The organism is Vibrio sp. 10N.222.49.C12 (assembly GCF_041475025.1).
In the GTDB taxonomy this organism is placed as follows: Bacteria; Pseudomonadota; Gammaproteobacteria; order Enterobacterales; family Vibrionaceae; genus Vibrio; species Vibrio crassostreae_C.
This window is the reverse complement of sequence record NZ_JBFRVF010000003.1, coordinates 71,698-92,908: the sequence shown is the minus strand read 5'-3', so window position 1 is coordinate 92,908 and position 21,211 is coordinate 71,698. Positions and strand designations below refer to the sequence as shown.

Sequence of the window (21,211 nt, the reverse complement as noted above, 5' to 3'; positions counted from 1 at the left end):
ATGTTGGGCTGGTTTTTCATAGTCTAGGTCTTATTCGTAGCCTAATTCGAAATACTTCCACTTTTTCGGCTATGGCTGTCTGTCGTGATAACAACAAACAGTAATACGAAACAACTTTAACGCTTTATTATCATCTGGTCTAACACCTGTTATTCGGCAACTGTGCCAAAAAACCAACTATTAGCTCAAAGCATTAAATAAAACCCAACCCAGCCCCCCACGCTAGGTTTAAACACTAGTTAGCGAACAAAAAAAAGCACTTAATATTTAAATGAATCGCTAATTATCGATAAATAACGAGCTTATCTGTGTGCGCTTTCGCACATTGTGCTTGATCACTAGATACAAAAAATCCCCCTAAAAATGCAATCACATTCGTAGGGGGATTTTTAAACAACTGAAAATTTATCTCAGTAGAAAACTACTTATCTTTCGACTTTTCAGTGTACATTTCTTCGATTTCGTCTTGATACTTATCGTTGATAACCTTACGGCGCAGTTTCTGGGTCGGCGTCAGTTCGCCATCATCCATAGAAAACGCTTTTGGCAGTAGCTTGAACTTCTTCACTTGCTCAAACTTAGCCAGTTCTTGCTGTAGGTCATTCACACGCTTTTCTAGCATCTCGACGATTTGGTGGTGCTTAACAAGTTCAACGCGATCGTGATACTTGATATTAAGCTCTTTGGCGTACTCTTCTAGCGAGTCATAACAAGGAACAATCAGCGCAGAAACGAATTTGCGTGTATCAGCGATAACAGCAATCTGTTCGATAAAGTGATCTTTACCAATCGCACCTTCAACCACTTGCGGGGCAATATACTTACCACCAGAAGTTTTCATCAGCTCTTTGATACGATCAGTAATGAACAGGTTACCATTTTCATCAAAATGACCCGCATCACCGGTTTTCAAGAAACCGTGCTCATCGAATGTCTTAGCTGTCTCTTCTGGCATCTTGTAGTAGCCACGCATCACCATTGGACCGCGAACAAGAATCTCGTCCTTAGCACCAATTTTTACTTCTGCGCCCGGCATCGACATACCGATAGAATCAGGGTTAAAGCAGCGGTCATCCCAGCAAGACACCGTTGCTGTGGTTTCTGTCATGCCGTAGCCAAGTTTTACGTTGATGCCGATAGCATGGAAGAAACGACCAATCGTCTCATCAAGCTTCGCGCCACCACAAGGCATGAAGTTGATATTACCGCCCAGCAGCGCACGCAATTTAGAGAGTACTAGCTTATCTGCTAATGCATGGCTCTTCTTCAGCATTAGCGAAGGAGTGCGACCTTCTTGGTGACAAACAGAGAGTTTCGCTCCCATGTTCACCGCCCAAGTAAATAGAACCTTGCGGATAAACGGCGCTTTCGAAACCTTCTCGTGAATCGCAGAGAAAATCTTCTCGTAGAAACGTGGAACCGCACACATTACGGTTGGCTTCACGTCGCTCAGCGCGTCACGCACCTGCATGGTATCTTGCAAGTAACAGTTGGTTGCGCCTTTATAGAGAACGTAGAACGTCCACGCACGCTCAAATACGTGTGATAACGGTAAGAAACACAATGAGACATCGTCTTTGCTTAAACTTAGACGCTCGTCATGGCCTTCTAATTGATAGCCAATATTGGTGTAATCAAGCATTACGCCTTTCGGCTGGCCAGTAGTACCAGAGGTATAGATAAGAGTCAGTAAGTCGTCCATGCTTGCATCTGCAAGACGCACGTCAAGTTCAGCTTGTTGTGCTTCAACACCGCGCGCCATGAAATCAGCCCAAGATACCGCAAAGCTATGGCCTTGAAGATCGATATCATCAGACATCGCGACAACCACTTCTAGCTGTTCACACTCTTCGAATAGGCTCACCGCCGCGTCAAATTGAACTTGCTCACCAACGAATAAGATCTTCACATCCGCATTTTGGATGATGTAAGACGACTGTGCTGCTGTGTTGGTTGGATAAATCGGCACAGTCACAAGACGAGCTTGTAAAGATGCAAAATCTGCCACGGTCCATTGAGGCATATTATTTGAATAGATACCGATCTTATCTTGAACTCTCAGTCCCTGAGCCAATAGTGCTAATGAAAGCGTATCGATTTGTTGTCCAAACTGTTCCCAGCTAATGCCTTGCCATACATTGTCTACTTTGTGCTTCAAAGCTGTACGGTTGCCGCCTTGGGCAATTTGGTCACGAAGTCTTTTTACGATATGAAAATCTAAATTGGCCATCTCTTTACCTTTAGGCTTACACCTGTAAGCTTTTTTGAGCGCACAAGTGTACCTCTGATCATGGAAAAGGCAACTGATGAAGCTCAAAGTTATAAGTAATAGTACGTCTAACGCTTAGTTTTCTACCTACTAAAATAGCGCGCATAAAAAAGCCCTAAGCCAGTCTCCTAGCTTAGGGCTTATAAATCATAGGGATTAGTGTCTAGTTAAGTGCCACTACTTCGCCACAGATCATCATTAACTGATCTCGTAACCAAATGTGTCCTTTATCCTTTTCACTTGATTCGTGCCAGCTTAGGAAGCCAGAAATCGCCGCATTATCGAATGGGAAATCTAGAATCTGAAGCTGCTCTTTGTTTGCTGCATGTTCTACCATCCAACGAGGAGCAATTGTTACTAGTTCAGATTGGCCTACAACGTAAAGAACGTTGCTTAAGCTCGTGCCTTCGTAGAAAGGCGTGCAATCTAGGTCACGGTAAGCTTGCTCAGAGAAGCTACGTTGACCATGGATGCGAGACAGTTTTGCGTGCTTTTCGTTAAGCAGCTCTGCCGCAGAAACTTCACCGTTGATACGTGGGTGAGAAGCAGAAGCAACCACAACTAATTCGTCTTGGAAGATTTCAGTGCTTGAGAAGCCTTGCTCATCAAAACGAGCGTAATCAATAACGAAGTCGATTTCTTGGTAGCGCATACGCTCAGAAAGTTGACGATCGAATTCAGCATCCATGTGCAGTTTCACGCTAGGTGCTTGCTCGTTGATTGTCGACATAATCTTAGGAGCAAAACGCATATCACAAGGGCTGCAAATCGCTAGTTTGAACAGGCGAGAAGACGACTCTGGAGAGAACACAGAACTTGGTAGTTCGTTGCGTACTAACTGTAGCGCTTGGCGGATTGGACCAAACAACTGACGAGCACGTTGAGTCGGTTGAATACCACGACCTTGACGCATGAATAGTTCGTCGTTGAACATCACTTTTAGACGAGCAACAGCATTACTTACAGCAGGCTGAGACATACCCAGATTGTGAGCTGCACGTGTAATGTTTTGCTCTTGCATAACTGCATCAAATACAGTCAAAAGATTTAAGTCGACTCCACGAAGTGTGCTTTCCATTCTGTAGCTTGCAATAGCACTCATTGCGTCTTTCTTATCTAACATTCAAGTTGCCTCTTGTCGGTTCGACAGCGTTAAATTGGTAATGGTATGAGAATAGATAACCACTAATTCTTATATTTATCAGACCGATGTTTTTCGGATTGACATTACTATTAACCAATGCATCTCGAGCTACCAACAAGATTGATAAAGAATAATTTTATTTTACCTTAATGATTAAACAACATCTAAAAATCAATTATTTATAGAGTTATAAAAAAACATAAAATGCGTCACTTATGAGTTTAATTTCGACTTATTTAGCTGTTCTATCGTTTGGTTACATTTGTTACAATTTATTGAACTCGTGAATTGTTCAACCGGTCAATTCAGAAATAGCACTTATGAGTTAGGTGAGCGATGCATAACTTGGAAAGTCGACCTTGTCCCAAAGTTGCTTTCTTAAATCATCTTGATTAGACCAATTCCCTGCTAATACCCACTCAACGAGTGCACTTGCCACGTCTGGATAGGTGACCACTTCGGCCTGTTTTTCACTGAGCCAAGCGCGCAAGATAGCCGCATCTAAAAACGTCATGGTTTGAGCTAACCCAAGGGCCTCTAGCGTCGCCACATTGCTCTGTTGTTCGAACTGTCCTTCGAGTGGTTTGAGAAGCAATTTCTTCCCCAAAGTTAGGGCTTCAGATGGCAATTCAAAGCCGCCATTTGCGACCACACCAGAGCACTGATTGAGGTCGAATTGAAAGCCCGCATGACTCAGTGGTTTGAACTCAATATTTTCAACTCGGCTATGCTCAATCACATCCGGGTGGTAACAGACAAAGTTTTGCGAAATGAACTTCATCAGCAGCTCTGAGATCGACTCAAGATCCTCAAATGGCAAATAGACCAACGTAAAGTCTTGTGCTGTTTTGGTTTGTTGCTCACCAACCAGCGTGTGAACGATAGGCGGCAAAATCGGCTGTTCAAAGTGATACCAGTGCAAGCCAATAGAGTGCTCGGTTGGGGCGAAATGTTGAATCACTGAATGTTCAATCCAGTTGCCCCCTTCTTTGGGTACATCATAACGAAACGCATTCTGGTGGCTTATCCCAATGCATGGCACACCTTGTCTCTTAGCCGCCCATGCAGTGACAGGCTCAAAATCATTAATCACTAAGTCATAAGGCGTAAGATCGATCTGGTTAATCTCACGGAGAAATCGCCAGATGTTGTTCTTCATGAATGTTTTGCCGTATTTAACCTGCCCCTGCTCGCTGTAAAAAGTTAAGCCGCTGCGGGTCTGATAGTTGCCAAACGCTTCCATCGAAAAGTATTTGCTCTCATCTCGCCCAGAGAACAGAAAATCGACATCAATATTTTGCTGACGAAAAGCGACGGCCATTGCTCTCGCTCGAGCGATGTGCCCATTTCCTGTGCCTTGTACGCCATATAAAATTTTCATGCATGTTCCTTTAAGTTTGCCACTTAAACTCGGCAGTGGTTGCCAACAAAATAATTACAGGATGAAGCTGATAGCAAGGCTAGTACAAGCGATGCCCAAAGCTGCGCCAATCAATACATCCGTTAAAAAGTGCACACCGAGCAGGATTCGAGAGCCTGCAATCGCAGTTGCCCACACCAAGCTAAAGAGGTACAAGCTCGGATAGAAATGTCCAATTAAGGTCGCCATAACAAAAGCAGCAGCGGAATGCCCTGAAGGCAGGCTGTATTTATCGGATGGCACAATATGAGAGTGAAGTAGTGAAGAGAATTCAGCTGGTCGACGGCGCTTGAGGGTATTTTTAGCAAACCAGTAAATAGGCAGTTCGATTGCGAAGGCGGTTAAGCCCACCAATAGAAAGTCTCGACCGGTGTTGCTATCGGCCAGTAGTGCAATCAAGGCAATCAAAACATAAAGGTGTCCATCTCCAGTATGAGACACCGCTTTACTGAGCGTTGCATGTTGCCCGCCATAGCGGTTGTTTAAACAGAAAACAGAAAATGCCACATCCCAGCGGACAATAGGTTCGATAGTACGCATACGATCTCCTTAACAATCCTTATTCAGTTAAGGCTCAAGTTATGCTCAACAAATGACAGTTAAGTGACATTTTGAATGAACTAAAATGAAATTTCCCATGCTTGATAGGCTGGTCAATGGATCAAGTCAGGATGGCGATAGAAGCGACCGATAAAAATAAAGCGACCCAAGGCCGCTTTATTCTTCTATGTTTTCAATTCTTTATATAAGCAAGCAAACGCTACTTCTATCGTGTTAATGGTTATAGCGTTCGCTAATGATAATAGAGCTCGCAAATAATTAAACGCTAAAGGCTATAGCGCTAGTGGCTCGTGCTTTTTAACCAAACCGAAATCCGCCAATATCGCGTAAGCAGCAGGGGTCATAAACAGCACCAGTAAGGTCGAGGCAAATATGCCGAATACGATCGAAATAACCAATGGCTGGATAACCTGAGCCTGTAAGCTGGTTTCCGTCAACAGCGGTAGCAAACCTGCCGCAGTCGTCATTGAGGTCAAGAATACCGCTCGGAAACGCTCGCGACTGGCTTTCACCACCGAGTCATGCACGCTATCTCCCTCATCGACATGGTGACGAATGTACTGCACCAACAAGATGGAATCATTAACCACAATTCCGGCAAGCGACACAAAGCCCATCATGCTTGGCATACTCAAAGAGTGCCCAAGTATCCAGTGACCAACGACCACCCCAATAAAAGCGAGTGGAATCGCTAACATCACGACCACAGGCTCTAAATAGCTTCTGAACTGATAGCTAAGAATCGCAAACACGCCGAATAAGCCGAGCAAGAATCCTTTGCCCATCGAAGCGCCAGTCTTGGCTGCATCCTTGGCCTCCCCTTCGAAATCAAAGCGTAAACCCGGGTACTTCTGAATAAGTTTGGCAGCTTCATCTTTTTGGAACTGAGCCAAAATCGCGGATGAACTCGCTTTCTTATTATCAATATCACCAAAAATACTGATGGTTCTCAGCCCATCAATACGCTGAATTCGCACGTAGTTACGCTGGAAATCTAATGTCGCCAACGTTGCTAGCGGGATCTGACTGCCATCTGCGGTAATGATTGGGAAGTTAGCTAGCTGCTGTATGTCGCCCGCTTGTTCCTTATCAAGACGCACTTCAATCGAGATATTTTCAACGCCGATTTGAATCTCATCCGCCGTTTGCCCAAAGAAAGCCGCTCGTAACTGAGACGCAATCATCTGCCCATTCACATTGTAGGTTTCGGCTCCAGGGCGCAGCTTAACCAAAATCTCTTCTTTACCCATGCGCATATCATCAAGCACGCCGTGCACCCCATCGAACTGATTAAGGTACTCCTGAATATCCAAAGAAGCGGATTTCAATGCGCTCAGGTCATCGTGTTTGGCGCGGATTTCAATAGCACGACCGCCCGGCCCCATAGTCGGTTGCTTGAACACCAATGAAATAGGATCCGCTAAATCGCCAATATCCTCTCGCCACGCATCAATGAAATCATCGATAACCGTATTACGACTCTCTGCTCCGCGTAAATCTAAGCGCACTGTGGCTAAGTGCGGGCCGGATTCATTGGCATCGGCGTTAGCATTGAATTGGCTAGTTATGTGCTCGACCAGTGTATTGCCTTCTTCAACCTCTTCGCTCCATTGCTTGTTCAAACGCTCAGCAGACGCGACAATTTTGTCGACCACTTTCTCGGTTTGAGACAGTGATGCGCCCGGCGGAAGAATAATACGCGCCTCGGCAATATCACCATCCAGCTCTGGGAAAGGTTGAAACTTAACAACACCACCAGCAATCAAGGCGACTGAAAGCAACAACAGCGTAATCACTCCGCCCATAAAGGCGTAGCGGAAGGTCACGACTTTCTCAACCATGTTCATCAAAGTGGTATTACGGAAGTTCTCAAACTTCTCAAGCAACACCACTTTAAAGCGCAACGCTGGCTTATCATTTTTTTCTTTATGTAATGAATGAGATAAGTGATTAGGTAGAATCAGGAAGGCTTCAATCAAGCTCAACGACAGCACCAAAATCAATACTTGAGGAACGGCCTTAAGCACCGCGCCCATCTCGCCATCAAGAAACAGTAAGCTACCGAAAATACACACCGTGGTTAAGAAAGAAGACAGTACTCCGGGAAGCACTTTCTTAACGCCGTTGTACACCGCATCATCGACGCTTTGTCCCCTATCTAAGTGGGAGGCTATCGATTCGGCGATCACGATGGCGTCATCCATCATAATACCGATTGCCATTAACAACCCGACCAGCGACATAATGTTGATCGACAAACCAAGGTTGGCCATTAAGAACAAGCCACCAAGGAAGGCCACTGGCAACCCTGCCGCCACCCAAAATGAATAACGTAAGCTGAAGAACAGCCACATGGTGGCGAACACCAGCACAATACCTTGCCAGCCATTGCTCACCATCATGGTTAGACGATCCCAAAGTACAGATGAGAGATCGTTGGTCATTTGTAGTGTCACGCCATCAGGAGCAATCGCGCTCTGATCTTCAACGAATCGTGTTACGTTCTCTTTGATTCGCAGCGCATCGTCTTCTTTGTTCTTACTGATCTTAAGCAGCGCTGAAGGCTTGCCATCAAATAGCACCTTTTGCTCATCAAGCTCAAAGCGGTCGGTTATTTTGGCTATGTCTCTCAAACGAATCACCGAGCCATTAGGCGCAGATCCAACCACGATGCTTTCCAGCTCAACAGGCGTAACTCGTCTCTCGTCGAAACGAATCAGAAAGTTTTTGTCTGGTGTTTCAACGTTACCACTCGGCAGTTTTACATTCTGTCGACCAATTTGATCCGCGATATCACCGACACTCAAACCCAACTGACGAATAGCTTGGGTATCCAGTTCCACTCGATATTGATGATCCGAGAAGCCGCTAACCTCGACCAAAGAGACATCGTAATCAAGCTTCATGGTGCGCTTAAGATCTTCCGCGTAGGCCTTAAGTTCTGGCCACGACGTTTCGGCTGTTATAGCGATATCGACAACCGGTTCATTCCAATCTAGCTCTTGAACAACAGGCGATTCAATCTCAGTTGGGAAATCATTGATCGAGTTGATCTGGGTTTGCACATCCACCAGCATTCGGCCGATGTCCGCTTTTTCATTTAACTTTAGAATTAAACGAGCGCTGCCTTCGATGGCTTCACACTGAGTTTCTTCAATGTTGGCTAAGCCGTCTACTGCATCTTCCATTCGCACACACAAGCTCTCTTCCACTTCTTGTGGAGAGGCGCCGGGATAAACAATCGCAGCCATAATGTAAGGCGGATCGTAAGCTGGGAAGGTTTCACGTTTGATGGTTGATAGTGAGCTTATACCCAAGATCAACAACCCAAGCATCAACAAGTTTGCTGCTGTTGGGTGCCGAGAGAAAAACTTGATCATGACGCACTCTCCTGAGTATCTGATTCAAGCTCAGCCTCTTCAGAGTTGGACTCTCTCAGTAACATGCCTTCTATTGCTGGCAGGACATCATTGAGAACCAGTTTATCTCCAGTTTGTAGCTCTCCACTCACAACCACTTGATTGTCTCTGCGATAAAGCACTTCAACATTCACCACTTGCAAACGCTGATTGTCATCCATCAAGTAAACCTTATCACCATGCAGTGCTCGCTCCGGCACAACCCAACTCAGATTCGCTACACCTTCAATCTCGGCTTTTACAAACATACCATTAACCAACGGCGTTGCGCTGTCTGGCTGCAGTTGTGAATAGTCTTGAGCGATCTCGAGAATAATCCCCGCCGTCGCTTGGTTTTCATCAACCGTTTCGCTGATTCTTGCTACCTTCGCAGGCCAGCTAAGATTCAGGTTACCGCTGTTAAGTTGGATGCTTGCTTTGATTGGCGCTTCATAAGGATTAGGAATTCCTGCGGTATCGCGAGGGAACTGCTTAAAACTGGAGGCTAAAGTTTGTATATCGTGAATAGAAAGTTGCGCCTCCACTTCCATGACATCAATCCCGTGAGCAATAAACATCTCTTGCTGAAGGTTAACCACTTGATTTTGCTCGATATAAACTTGAGCAACTCGCATCGCTCTTGGTAAAGTGACGGTAGTCTTATCGAGAGAGCGCTGCGCCTCTTTGACTTTAGATACATTGACCTTAATCACCGCTTGCGCAACACGTTTTTCGTCTGGCATTAATGCGATTTGGTTCGCGATATCTAATACCAACTTCTGTTGAGATAGCGCACTTTGTTTTTGTAGATCGACATCCGATTGAGAGGTGAGCCCTTTCTTACGCAGATCCTGTTTACGTTGTAACTCTTTATTACTGATCACTAAGCGATTCTTTTCGATCTTAAGAGTCTGATTAAGGTTGTCTTCTTCTTGATTCAATTTCGCTAATGAGGTTTGGCTTGATTTTAGATCCGCCTCTGCTTGTATCAGTTTCAATTCGTAATCCAATGGATCAACCTTGAGCACGACCGTTCCTGCAGGGATCACCTGGCCTTTTTCAAGATCTGGATGTCGATACACGATCTGTCCTGTCACCTCTGCAATCGCTTTCCATTCGACTTTAGGCACCACTTTGCCAAAGCCGACCGCTAACGGCGCTATCAGTTGTTGTTCTAGGCTCACAGTATCAACTAAGCGAGCCCTATCACCCGCAGGTTTGGTTGGAAGATCCGGCTTCAAGTTAATCGCGGCGACAAGGCCAATCACACCAACCGCAAGTGCTGGAAAGAAGAGTAGTTTTCTATTTATTTTCATTATCTTTGGTCCTGCACGGAAGAAGGGCTCGGTGCGTTAATAAAGCCTTCAGTCATCAATTGAATGTTGTGTTCGATTAAACGATTAAGAAATTCTTCATTAATCTCAATCCCATGAATTGCCAATAAAGGCGGCGGAGCGATGAAAGGAAACACCATCAAGCTTACATACGAAACACGGCACAATTTTGGATCCATGTTCTGTTTTAAGATGCCTTGTTCAACCAGCTTTTCAAAAATGACATCTTGGGCTGGCTTTGCAACATCGAGGAAAACCTTTTCGAGCAACTCTCTTTGCACTTCAGAGGGAGGCATATTCATCACTTGGGCTATCAAGCGAGGAAACTTCGGCACCTTGACCATCTCTTTGTAGTAAGTCCTCATTAAATCAAGAAAGTTCTCATGACTGCTTTCTTCAACCAACCTCTGCATCTGGAATTGCATCGGTCGTAGCGTTTCACGCAGCATCGCTTCAAACAGCCCGGCCTTACTACCAAAGTAATAGCGGATCATCGCTATATTCACACCCGCACGCTCAGCAATCAGGCGCGTCGAGACCTTGTCGTATGCTTGAACGACAAACAGATCACGAGCATGCTCAATCAATAACTGTCGAACATCTAAGTTTTTTTGAGGTCGCCCCGCTTTACGCGCTGCCATCACTGAGACCTATCCCTATAATTAATCACACGATTAATTATAGGGATAAATCGACATGGTTGTAGAAGATTAATTACTCACTATTTAATCAAATGATTAATTAATTTAGCCACCCTTTTAATTTTATTGGTGAATCGTTCCATCAAAAAGATTTACTACAAAGTTTTAACCTACACATCAGCCAAACGATAAACTAACCGCCCAGTACAAAACACTCAATCAGCTGATAACACCAGCAAACAACACGCAAGCAGCACAAACCAAAAAAAAACACCGCCAAAGCGCGCTGATATTGGATTTTCTTGTTTGACGCTCAGAATAAATTGCGGTAAATATGGTGTTAACAGTTTATTTACGGATATTTGTGTAATGATTTTTTCTTCTTCTCGACTGCTGAAACTTCTCCTTATCGTGAACCAATCGCGCGGGTAAGTTGTGGGTCAAGAACTACACAAATATTAAAACCCGCGCTGAGCGGGTTTTTTTGTAACTGGCACTTTTAAAAGAACATCATTCTTAATAATAATTTGGATAGCAATCGATTCATTATCGATATAAGGAAGCACCCATGAACGATCAAGTGATAATTTTTGACACGACCTTACGTGATGGCGAGCAAGCGTTGGCTGCAAGCTTAACGGTAAAAGAGAAATTACAGATCGCTTATGCACTTGAACGACTGGGTGTAGATGTTATTGAAGCGGGCTTTCCGGTGTCATCACCAGGCGACTTTGAGTCAGTACAAACCATCGCAAAAAATATTAAAGACAGCCGAATCTGTGCACTTTCTCGTGCTGTAGCGAAGGATATCGATGCCGCTGCAGAAGCGTTAAAAGTCGCTGAGCAGTTCCGTATTCACACCTTCATTTCTACATCAACGGTTCACGTGCAAGATAAATTACGCCGTAGCTACGACGATGTTGTCGATATGGCAGTAAAAGCGGTAAAGCATGCGCGCAACTACACAGACGATGTTGAGTTCTCTTGTGAAGATGCAGGTCGTACGCCTATCGATAACCTATGTCGTATGGTTGAAGCGGCAATCAACGCGGGCGCGAAAACCATCAACATTCCAGACACAGTGGGCTACACAGTACCTAACGAGTTTGGTGGCATTATCAAAACGCTATTTGATCGCGTTCCAAACATCGACCAAGCAATCATCTCTGTTCACTGTCACGATGACTTGGGTATGTCGGTTGCTAACTCAATTGCTGCGGTACAAGCCGGTGCTCGTCAAGTTGAAGGTACTATTAACGGTATCGGTGAGCGTGCGGGCAACTGTTCTTTAGAAGAAATCGCAATGATCATCAAAACTCGCCAAGAGTTACTAGGTGTTCATACTGGTTTGGATCATCAAGAGATTCACCGTACCAGTAAGTTGGTTAGCCAGCTTTGCCACATGCCAATTCAAGACAACAAAGCAATCGTCGGTGCTAACGCATTCAGCCACTCTTCAGGTATCCACCAAGACGGCATGCTAAAGAACAAGAACACTTACGAGATCATGACTCCTGAGTCTATTGGCTTGAAAAACAAGGCATTGAACCTAACAAGTCGCAGTGGTCGTGCAGCCGTTAAGAGCCACATGGACGCAATGGGCTACAAAGACAATGAGTACAACCTAGATTCATTGTACGAAGACTTTTTGAAACTGGCTGACCGTAAAGGCCAAGTATTCGATTACGACCTAGAAGCACTAATGCACTTCGCAAATCTACGTGACGAAGATGACTTCTATAAACTTAACTACCTAAGCGTACAATCTGGTAGTGTTATGTCAACCACCAGCATCAAGCTGCAATGTGGTGATGAAGAGAAATGCGAAGCGGCTGTCGGTAACGGCCCTGTTGATGCTTTATACCAATGTATCTACCGCTTAACGGGTTACGAAATTGCATTGGATAAATTCGACCTTACCGCGAAAGGTGAAGGCGAAGATGGCTTAGGCCAAGCTGATATTATTGCGAACTACAAAGGCCGCAAGTACCACGGTACAGGCGTTTCAACGGATATCGTTGAGGCCTCTGGTCAGGCGCTACTGCACGTTATTAATAGCATTCAACGCGCAGACACCATTGCTGAAATGAAACAGCAAAGAATCGCAACAGTTTAAACACCCAATAACAGAGCCCTAGAGCCGATGTTATTGGCTTTAGGGACAAAATTTAAAACGAGCTAAATAGCTCAGTAACAAAGAATTAAAGGATTAACATGACTGATAAATCATACAAAATTGCCGTACTACCTGGTGATGGCATTGGCCCAGAAGTAATGCAACAAGCACACAAAGTGCTAGACGCGATTGAAAAGAAACACGCAATTAGCTTTTCTCGCGAAGAGTATGATGTTGGTGGTATCGCAATTGATAACCACGGCTGTCCACTTCCAGAAGCAACAGTTGCAGGTTGTGAAGAATCTGACGCGGTACTTTTTGGTTCTGTCGGCGGTCCTAAGTGGGAACACCTGCCACCAAACGATCAACCAGAGCGTGGTGCCCTACTTCCTCTCCGTAAACACTTCCAACTGTTCTGTAACCTACGTCCTGCACAAATCCACAAAGGTCTAGAGTCTTTCTCGCCTTTGCGTGCTGACATTTCAGGTAACGGCTTCGACATCGTTGTAGTTCGTGAGCTAACAGGCGGCATCTACTTCGGCCAACCTAAAGGTCGTGAAGGCGAAGGCGCAACGGAAAAAGCATTTGATACCGAGGTTTACCACCGTTACGAGATCGAACGTATTGCCAAGATTGCGTTTGAATCTGCACGTCTACGTAACAAAAACGTTTACTCAATCGATAAAGCAAACGTTCTGCAGAGCTCTATCTTATGGCGTGAAGTGGTTGAAGAGATCGCTAAAGATTACCCAGATGTAACGCTAAACCACATGTACATCGACAACGCGACCATGCAGCTAATCAAAGACCCGTCTCAGTTTGACGTAATGCTATGTTCAAACATCTTTGGTGACATCATTTCTGATGAGTGCGCAATGATCACTGGTTCTATGGGTATGCTTCCTTCTGCAAGCTTGAACGAAAGCAACTTCGGTCTATATGAACCAGCAGGAGGCAGTGCACCAGACATCGCAGGTAAGAACATTGCAAACCCAGTTGCACAAATTCTTTCTGCAGCGCTAATGCTTCGTTACAGCCTAGGCGAAGAAGCGGCAGCACAAGACATCGAAGCAGCGGTATCTAAAGCACTTTCAGCAGGCGAGCTAACAGCTGACCTTGCAGGCGACAAACAAGCGCTAACCACCTCTGAAATGGGTGACAAGATCGCTGAGTACATCTTAGCTTCATAAGCATAACGCTCTTAAGAAAGTACATAAGAATAATATCAAGCCAAGTCATCCAGAGTGCCTGACTTGGCTAGAAACAAACACTGGGACTGATGCTCCCAAGGAAGAAAAGCTATGTCGACAAACCAGCACGCAAAAACCTTATACGAAAAAGTTTATGACGCTCACGTTGCGGTTGCAGCGAAGGGCGAAACACCAATTCTTTATATCGATCGTCACTTAGTCCACGAAGTAACGTCACCTCAAGCCTTTGATGGCCTACGTGAAAAAGGCCGTAAAGTTCGCCAAGTAGGCAAAACTTTTGCGACCATGGATCACAACGTATCGACACAAACTAAAGACATCAACGCTTCTGGTGAGATGGCTCGTATCCAAATGGAAACGCTATCGAAGAACTGTGAAGAGTTTGGTGTCACGCTTTACGATCTAAACCACAAATACCAAGGTATTGTGCACGTAATGGGTCCTGAGCTAGGTATTACGCTACCGGGCATGACCATCGTATGTGGTGACTCGCACACGGCGACACACGGTGCATTTGGTTCACTAGCATTTGGTATCGGTACTTCAGAAGTGGAACACGTTCTAGCTACGCAAACGCTAAAACAAGCTCGCGCTAAAACCATGAAGATCGAAGTAAAAGGCAAGGTTACTCCTGGCATCACTGCAAAAGACATCGTGCTAGCGATCATCGGTAAAACAACGGCTGCTGGCGGTACTGGCTACGTAGTTGAATTCTGTGGTGAGGCAATTACCGACCTTACGATGGAAGGTCGTATGACAGTATGTAACATGGCAATCGAGCTAGGCGCGAAAGCGGGTCTAATCGCTCCAGATGCAACGACATACGAGTACATCAAAGGTCGTAAGTTCTCTCCAGAAGGCGAAGACCTAGAAGCAGCAATCGAATACTGGGATACGTTAAAAACCGATGCTGATGCAGAATTCGATGCAGTTGTTACATTAGAAGCGGCAGACATCAAACCACAAGTCACTTGGGGTACCAACCCAGGTCAGGTTATCTCAGTAGACACACCAATCCCTGCACCAGAAAGCTTCGCAGACCCTGTAGAAAAAGCATCAGCTGAAAAAGCGCTGGCTTACATGGGTCTTGAAGCCGGTAAATCTCTATCTGATTACAACGTAGATAAAGTGTTCGTGGGTTCTTGTACTAACTCTCGTATCGAAGACATGCGTGCAGCAGCAGCGGTAGCGAAAGGTCGTCAAGTAGCGAAACATGTTCAAGCGCTTATCGTTCCGGGTTCAGAGCAAGTTAAAGCACAAGCTGAAGCTGAAGGCCTAGATAAGATCTTCATCGAAGCCGGCTTTGAATGGCGCTTACCAGGCTGTTCTATGTGTCTTGCAATGAACAACGACCGTCTAGGTCCACAAGAGCGCTGTGCTTCTACATCAAACCGTAACTTTGAAGGTCGCCAAGGCCGTGATGGTCGTACGCACCTAGTTAGCCCAGCAATGGCAGCCGCAGCGGCTATCGCTGGTCACTTTGTCGATATTCGTGAACTTTAATTAGAGGATTTAACATGTCAGGTTTTCAACAACACACCGGATTAGTCGTTCCTCTAGATACGGCCAACATCGATACTGATGCGATCATTCCAAAGCAGTTTCTACAGAAAGTAAACCGCATCGGTTTTGGTAAGCACTTGTTCCACGATTGGCGCTTCCTAGACGATGCAGGCCAACAGCCAAACCCTGATTTTGTAATGAACGAAGCTCGCTACCAAGGCGCTTCAATTCTTTTAGCTCGTGAAAACTTCGGTTGTGGTTCATCTCGTGAACACGCACCGTGGGCGCTTGCCGATTACGGTATCCAAGTAATGATCGCACCAAGCTTTGCCGACATTTTCTACGGTAACTCGATCAACAACCAAATGGTGCCAGTTCGATTGACTGAGCAAGAAGTGGATGAGCTATTCCAATTCGTTGAAGCGAATGAAGGTGCAGAAATTACGGTTGATCTAGAAGCAATGAAAGTCAGCGCGAACGGCAAAGAGTACTCGTTTGAAATTGATGAGTTCCGTCGTCACTGCTTACTGAATGGTTTAGATAATATCGGCCTTACACTTCAACATGCCGATAAGATCTCAGAGTTTGAAGCTAAGATTCCTAGCTTCCTAAAATAATGAGACGTTTCTGAATAAATCTAAAGGTTGGCCAAGTGCCAACCTTTTTTATTTGGCTAAGCTTTTAACTTAACTTCATATGTTTATTTAAATGAAGAGCAATGAAAGAAAATGGTAAGCCTTAAGGTCTTAGTAGTCAGTCATCAGGAGAATGCCATGAAACAACTACTTTTTATTGTCAGCCTACTTTTCTCAACCTTAGCTTGGTCTGCGCCTAAGTCCGATCTTTGGCCATACTGGAACCAAAGCGACGAAACCAAACTAGAACAGGTATCTCATCAAGATTGGCAGCAATTCCTCGATAGCTACTTGGTTAAACAGGGGCAAAATACGTTAGTTCGCTATAAAGCAGTGAACACCGCCGATAAAACAAAGCTTAAACAATACATCAAGCAACTCGAACAGGTGAATCCGCTCGACTATTCAAAAGCGGAGCAGTATGCCTATTGGGTTAACCTATACAACGCCGTGACTGTCGATTTGATTCTTGATGCCTACCCGATCAAATCCATAACTAAACTTGGCGGACTATTTAGTTTCGGTCCGTGGGGAGATGATGTGGTAGTCGTTAATGGGAAATCACTGACACTCAATGACATTGAACACCGAATCCTAAGACCAATTTGGCAAGATCCTCGCACGCATTATGCAGTGAACTGTGCCAGCCTAGGTTGCCCTAACTTACAACCTGACGCTTTTACCTCTAAAAATACTGAAGCCTTGCTAGAGCAAGCTGCAACTGAGTTTGTAAGCAGTGACAAAGGCGTGATGGTTACAAACAATAAGCTTCAACTATCATCGATTTACGAATGGTTTGCTGTGGATTTTGGTACGAAGAAACAGCTTATTCAGCACTTAGAACAATATCGAATTGAAGCAGTAACCAATACTCAAAACATCAGTTATGAATACGATTGGTCGCTCAACCAAGCAAACTAGCTCTAAGGCTAAAGTTGATCACTAAAGTAAAAAAGAGGCGAGAGGTTTTTATTAACCTCTAGCCTCTTCTCAATTCTTTGACCGTATTTCTACAATTAAAAGCTTGAGCCCGGTTGCTGCAAGAACTCAATCTCTTCGGGAGTCGAAGCTCGCCCTAACACCTCATTACGGTGCGGATAGCGACCAAATCGCTCAATGATAACCTTGTGCTTAAACTCAAAGTCCAGATTATGCTCTAATCCCGTTTGAGAAAAGAGTTCCACGGCTTGTTCATGGACTAACAAAGATTCACTGTGCATATAAGGCATATACAGGAAGCTTTTCTGTTGCTCGTTAAGCTGGTGATCAAAACCACCCGCTACCGCCTCTTGGGCTAGAGCCAACGCCATCGGATCAGCAGAAAATGCTGTCGGACTTTTTCTACCAATATTTCGAGAAAACTGATCAAGTACGATAATCTCAGCCAATCGTCCTTGCGCAGTTTGGCGCCACTCAAATAGCTCGCCTTGAATGGCTGCTTTATGCAATTCAGAAAATCGAGACTCTATCAAAGTGTCAATCTCGGCGCCGCCAGTAAACCAATCTTTAGGCGTCAACTCATCGAACCAAAACTCTAGAACATCCTGATACGTTACCGTCATATAATTCCCTTTAATAAAAAACCGAGTAACTTTGTTATTACTCAGTTTAGTGTTCAATTACTTAAAACCTTTTACTTTCTTTATCAGGTCATAAGCATTCTGAATTTCTTGCGATTTCTCTTTCGCAACATTCATCATCTCAGGCGGTAAGCCCTTCGCCATCAGTTTATCTGGGTGATGTTCATTCATCAGCTTGCGGTAGGCTTTCTTCACCTCTTTACCGTCAGCACTTTCACTCACACCAAGAACCTTATATGCGTCGCCAAGTTGGTTCTGTTGCGAAGCCTGTTGCCAACCTGATGATTGCCCATGCCCCTGATGGCCACCAAAGCTTCCACCTTGCTGTTGGAAACGGAACGCAGCTTCTTGCATCTGCAAGCGGCGTTCTAGTTGTGCTGCCGAAAACCCAAGCCCTTGCGCTATTTTATGCAGAACTTGACGTTCACTCGGGTGCAAACTTCCATCCGCAAATGCGGCAGATACCTGAAGCTCTAGAAAGAACTGCAGAAGATCAAAACGACCACCCGATGAGATTTTAACTCGCTCAAGTACGTCGTTCAGAGGGAAGTCGCTCTCTTTGCCGTCACGGAATGCATCTTGCGCTGCTTTACGCTGTTCGCCATGCAGGTTCATACGCTCCATCATGGTAGAAGCGAGTTGAATCTCTTCTGGCGTTACCTGCCCTTTCGCTTTAGCAACGTGCCCCATAACCGCAAAAGCGGATTTAAAAAACTCGTTCTGTCTTTCTGCTTGGCTTGGACCTCGACCAAAACCAGAGCTATTGAAGCCTGATTGGTTCAATCCGCGAGCTTTATCGAATTGGTGTCCTAAAAACAGACCAAAAACTAAACCGAGTGGCCCTCCAAATAAAAAGCCAAAAAACGCGCCCAAAATTTTGCCAAATATTTGCATTATGTGTTCTCTATCTATGAATTTTATCTGAGTAATGCTGTCTGATGATGCTGAATGCTATTATTTCCTTTATCATAAGGAAAATGCTTTATTAATTGGATTGATACTAGATCAACCCTTCATCTAGTGACACAGGATAGTTCAACTTCATGCAATCTTTTTCCCGCACCTTGTTAGCCGCGTCTATAAGTACGGCTTTATACGTGTCGACAACTCAAGCTGAAACAATCACCGATAGTAGTGTGCAGGAAATGCCCTCTATAGATCAATGCTTGATCGAGCCCGCTGCAGAAAACGAGACACAGCTACCCGCTCATGTTGAGTCAGATCGCTTAGAAGCTATCAATGGTGACAAGGCAATATATTCAGGTGACGTAGTCGTTACGCAAGGGAACAAGACCATCGTTGCCGATAACGTAACCCTGCACCAACAAGAAAATATCGTTGTAGCTGAAGGCAACGTAAACTTTAGTGATGGTCAAATCAAATCTATCTCAGACAGAGCGACCAATAATCTGACTACAGATGAAATGACGCTTGAGAACACCGATTACGAATTCCTTTGCGAGCCCGGTCGCGGAGATGCTGTTTATATTGCAAAAACAGGTAAAGCGGTTTATGAGATTGAAGATGGTTCGATTACGTCTTGCCCGATTGGTGATAACGCTTGGCGCCTAAGAGCATCGAGCATCAGTGTCGACCAAGACGAAGAACAAGCCACTTTTTATAATCCACGTTTTGAAATTCAAAGTGTTCCGGTGTTTTACCTACCGTACTTAACTGTTCCTATTGGTGATACTCGTAAAACCGGCTTCTTATACCCAACAGTTTCATACGGTTCAAGCGATGGTTTTGAAGCTGAAATCCCAGTTTATTGGAACTTAGCACCAAACTACGACTTGGAAACCACCTTCAAGTACATGCAAGAACGTGGCACTCAACTTAATAGTAAATTCCGTTACTTAACTGATTTTGGTTCAGGTAGCATTGAGTCAGAGTACCTCCCCGATGACAAAAAGTTCGAAGACAAAGGTGATCGTTGGGGCGCTCAGCTACAGCACTCAGGTATATTCCAGCAATCGTGGTTGTTTGAAGTCGACTACTCGAAAGTCAGTGATATCGACTATTTCACAGACGTTAGTGGAAGTAGTATTGGTAATCGTGAAGATGGCCAACTATTACAAGAAGGAAAAGCTACCTACCGTTCTCAAAACTGGGATGCGTCTGTACTTGTACGAGATTTCCAAGTTCTTACTACGAGCAACAATCTACCTTATCGTCTGATGCCACAACTCGAGTACAATTACTATGCTCCTGAGGTGATGGAGTATTTAGACTTCGACATGATCAGTCATGTTTCACTCTTTGATACCGACGCTTCAGGTAAACCTTCTGCGACTCGTGTTCATGTTGAGCCTGGTATCACCATCCCTCTAGGCAATACTTGGGGCACATGGACAACAGAAGCTCGACTACTTGGTACTTACTATCAACAAGACCTTGACGGCGTTGATACAGGTGCGGGTTCTGATTATGAAGGCTTAGAAGAATCGGTAAGCCGAGTTATTCCAGAGTTTAGAAGCCACGCAGGTATCGTCCTAGAACGCGACACCACTATTGTTGGCAACTATACTCAAACACTCGAACCGCAAGTCCAGTATCTTTACGTGCCAGAAGAAGATCAAAGCGATATTGGTCTTTATGATACTACGCTGTTACAAACCGATTACTACGGCCTATTTAGAAGCCGTAAATACAGTGGTGTAGACCGTATCGCATCTGCGAATCAAATTAGTTATGGTGCATCGTCTCGTTTCTTCGATGATGAGTATAAAGAGCGTTTGAATATTTCTTTTGGTCAGATTTTTTATATCGATAAAGATACAAAACAGACTTTAGACAACGACGACTCTAATAAGAAAACTAATTATTCGTCTTGGGCTATTGAAATGGATTTCAACTATGATGACTATCTGTTCTACCATGGTGGCGTGCAATACGACATCGATTCCACTGCGATGCAACTTGCCAACAGCACATTAGAATATCGCTTCGCAGGCGGTTACATACAAACCAACTACCGCTATGTAACAGAAGAGTACATAAATGAAACTGTAGATTTTGACGTATCATCAATTACGAGGGATGGTATCTCACAAGCAGGTCTACTCGGAGCCTACCAAATTTCGCCAAAGTGGAATACCAGTGCTCAATATTTCTATGACTTAACCACACAAGAAGATCTAGAGTGGTTAGCTCGTTTAAACTACAAATCGGATTGTTGGTACATCGGCTTTACTTATAGTAACCGTTTGACAAACAACATTAGTAATCCAAATACTACGCCTGAATATGAAAATAACTTCAGCGTTAACTTCGGTATTGTAGGCTTTGGTACCAACATTGGTTCTGACTCTGGAGCCGTTGGGGATAGCAGCTCTGACAACTCTCTAAGCTATGGTCGCCCATTCTTCTTAAACAACTAATTTTCTTTATTGATAAAAC

15 protein-coding genes are annotated in these 21,211 nt (G+C 44.6%); 6 read left to right on the top strand and 9 right to left on the bottom strand.

Going from position 1 to position 21,211, the window contains the following annotated elements; translation table 11 throughout:
- Positions 1-421: 421 nt before the first annotated feature.
- The 7 genes from AB4583_RS01700 to AB4583_RS01670 form a co-directional block, all read right to left on the bottom strand.
- The gene (locus AB4583_RS01700; protein ID WP_017068818.1) at positions 422-2,230 is read right to left on the bottom strand and encodes a long-chain fatty acid--CoA ligase; all 1,809 of its coding nucleotides are present in this window, start codon (positions 2,228-2,230) and stop codon (positions 422-424) included.
- A 202-nt stretch (positions 2,231-2,432) separates the two neighbouring features.
- Positions 2,433-3,392 (bottom strand): transcriptional regulator LeuO, encoded by a 960-nt coding sequence (gene leuO / locus AB4583_RS01695; RefSeq protein ID WP_017061397.1) that lies wholly within the window; start codon positions 3,390-3,392, stop codon positions 2,433-2,435.
- 346 nt (positions 3,393-3,738) lie between these two features.
- Complete coding sequence (locus AB4583_RS01690; RefSeq protein WP_017068817.1) at positions 3,739-4,794, bottom strand: MJ1255/VC2487 family glycosyltransferase; 1,056 nt, start codon at positions 4,792-4,794, stop codon at positions 3,739-3,741.
- A 54-nt stretch (positions 4,795-4,848) separates the two neighbouring features.
- Positions 4,849-5,373: a phosphatase PAP2 family protein gene (locus AB4583_RS01685; protein WP_017068816.1), complete on the bottom strand. Its 525-nt coding sequence runs from the start codon at positions 5,371-5,373 to the stop codon at positions 4,849-4,851.
- A 293-nt stretch (positions 5,374-5,666) separates the two neighbouring features.
- The gene (locus AB4583_RS01680; RefSeq protein WP_017068815.1) at positions 5,667-8,774 is read right to left on the bottom strand and encodes an efflux RND transporter permease subunit; all 3,108 of its coding nucleotides are present in this window, start codon (positions 8,772-8,774) and stop codon (positions 5,667-5,669) included.
- Positions 8,771-10,108, bottom strand: a complete 1,338-nt coding sequence (locus tag AB4583_RS01675; protein ID WP_017068814.1) for an efflux RND transporter periplasmic adaptor subunit — start codon at positions 10,106-10,108, stop codon at positions 8,771-8,773. Before AB4583_RS01675 ends, AB4583_RS01680 begins: the two co-directional genes overlap by 4 nt.
- On the bottom strand, positions 10,108-10,767 hold the full coding sequence (locus AB4583_RS01670; RefSeq protein ID WP_017068813.1) for a TetR/AcrR family transcriptional regulator: 660 nt from the start codon (positions 10,765-10,767) through the stop codon (positions 10,108-10,110). The genes AB4583_RS01675 and AB4583_RS01670 overlap by 1 nt, the downstream gene beginning before the upstream one ends.
- A gap of 568 nt (positions 10,768-11,335) precedes the next feature.
- Between AB4583_RS01670 and leuA the strand changes: the two genes are divergently transcribed.
- The 5 genes from leuA (at position 11,336) to AB4583_RS01645 (ending at position 17,153) form a co-directional block, all read left to right on the top strand.
- Positions 11,336-12,883, top strand: a complete 1,548-nt coding sequence (leuA, locus tag AB4583_RS01665) for a 2-isopropylmalate synthase (protein WP_017066940.1) — start codon at positions 11,336-11,338, stop codon at positions 12,881-12,883.
- A 98-nt stretch (positions 12,884-12,981) separates the two neighbouring features.
- Positions 12,982-14,073, top strand: a complete 1,092-nt coding sequence (leuB, locus tag AB4583_RS01660; protein WP_372116144.1) for a 3-isopropylmalate dehydrogenase — start codon at positions 12,982-12,984, stop codon at positions 14,071-14,073.
- Between the two features lie 111 nt (positions 14,074-14,184).
- On the top strand, positions 14,185-15,597 hold the full coding sequence (leuC, locus tag AB4583_RS01655; protein WP_017062936.1) for a 3-isopropylmalate dehydratase large subunit: 1,413 nt from the start codon (positions 14,185-14,187) through the stop codon (positions 15,595-15,597).
- A 14-nt stretch (positions 15,598-15,611) separates the two neighbouring features.
- A complete protein-coding gene (gene leuD / locus AB4583_RS01650) occupies positions 15,612-16,214 on the top strand; it encodes a 3-isopropylmalate dehydratase small subunit (RefSeq protein ID WP_017062937.1) in 603 nt (200 codons plus the stop codon).
- Between the two features lie 156 nt (positions 16,215-16,370).
- Positions 16,371-17,153, top strand: coding sequence for a DUF547 domain-containing protein (locus AB4583_RS01645; RefSeq protein WP_137001752.1), 783 nt, complete (start codon positions 16,371-16,373; stop codon positions 17,151-17,153).
- Between the two features lie 95 nt (positions 17,154-17,248).
- Here AB4583_RS01645 and AB4583_RS01640 read toward each other — a convergent pair whose 3' ends face one another.
- The gene (locus tag AB4583_RS01640; protein WP_017061386.1) at positions 17,249-17,794 is read right to left on the bottom strand and encodes a DUF924 family protein; all 546 of its coding nucleotides are present in this window, start codon (positions 17,792-17,794) and stop codon (positions 17,249-17,251) included.
- Between the two features lie 57 nt (positions 17,795-17,851).
- The gene (gene djlA / locus AB4583_RS01635) at positions 17,852-18,706 is read right to left on the bottom strand and encodes a co-chaperone DjlA (protein ID WP_017061385.1); all 855 of its coding nucleotides are present in this window, start codon (positions 18,704-18,706) and stop codon (positions 17,852-17,854) included.
- Positions 18,707-18,855: 149 nt separating this feature from the next.
- Between djlA and lptD the strand changes: the two genes are divergently transcribed.
- The gene (gene lptD / locus AB4583_RS01630) at positions 18,856-21,192 is read left to right on the top strand and encodes an LPS assembly protein LptD (protein WP_032546258.1); all 2,337 of its coding nucleotides are present in this window, start codon (positions 18,856-18,858) and stop codon (positions 21,190-21,192) included.
- Positions 21,193-21,211 lie beyond the last annotated feature (19 nt).

Bases quoted from the DNA above. Each gene is read 5' to 3' on its own strand.
- AB4583_RS01670 (WP_017068813.1), bottom strand. From the start codon at position 10,767: ATGGCAGCGCGTAAAGCGGGGCGACCTCAAAAAAACTTAGATGTTCGA.
- AB4583_RS01690 (WP_017068817.1), bottom strand. From the start codon at position 4,794: ATGAAAATTTTATATGGCGTACAAGGCACAGGAAATGGGCACATCGCT.
- AB4583_RS01645 (WP_137001752.1), top strand. From the start codon at position 16,371: ATGAAACAACTACTTTTTATTGTCAGCCTACTTTTCTCAACCTTAGCT.
- AB4583_RS01685 (WP_017068816.1), bottom strand. From the start codon at position 5,373: ATGCGTACTATCGAACCTATTGTCCGCTGGGATGTGGCATTTTCTGTT.
- AB4583_RS01700 (WP_017068818.1), bottom strand. From the start codon at position 2,230: ATGGCCAATTTAGATTTTCATATCGTAAAAAGACTTCGTGACCAAATT.
- AB4583_RS01640 (WP_017061386.1), bottom strand. From the start codon at position 17,794: ATGACGGTAACGTATCAGGATGTTCTAGAGTTTTGGTTCGATGAGTTG.
- leuD (WP_017062937.1), top strand. From the start codon at position 15,612: ATGTCAGGTTTTCAACAACACACCGGATTAGTCGTTCCTCTAGATACG.
- leuB (WP_372116144.1), top strand. From the start codon at position 12,982: ATGACTGATAAATCATACAAAATTGCCGTACTACCTGGTGATGGCATT.
- leuO (WP_017061397.1), bottom strand. From the start codon at position 3,392: ATGTTAGATAAGAAAGACGCAATGAGTGCTATTGCAAGCTACAGAATG.
- djlA (WP_017061385.1), bottom strand. From the start codon at position 18,706: ATGCAAATATTTGGCAAAATTTTGGGCGCGTTTTTTGGCTTTTTATTT.
- AB4583_RS01675 (WP_017068814.1), bottom strand. From the start codon at position 10,108: ATGAAAATAAATAGAAAACTACTCTTCTTTCCAGCACTTGCGGTTGGT.
- leuC (WP_017062936.1), top strand. From the start codon at position 14,185: ATGTCGACAAACCAGCACGCAAAAACCTTATACGAAAAAGTTTATGAC.
- leuA (WP_017066940.1), top strand. From the start codon at position 11,336: ATGAACGATCAAGTGATAATTTTTGACACGACCTTACGTGATGGCGAG.
- AB4583_RS01680 (WP_017068815.1), bottom strand. From the start codon at position 8,774: ATGATCAAGTTTTTCTCTCGGCACCCAACAGCAGCAAACTTGTTGATG.
- lptD (WP_032546258.1), top strand. From the start codon at position 18,856: ATGCAATCTTTTTCCCGCACCTTGTTAGCCGCGTCTATAAGTACGGCT.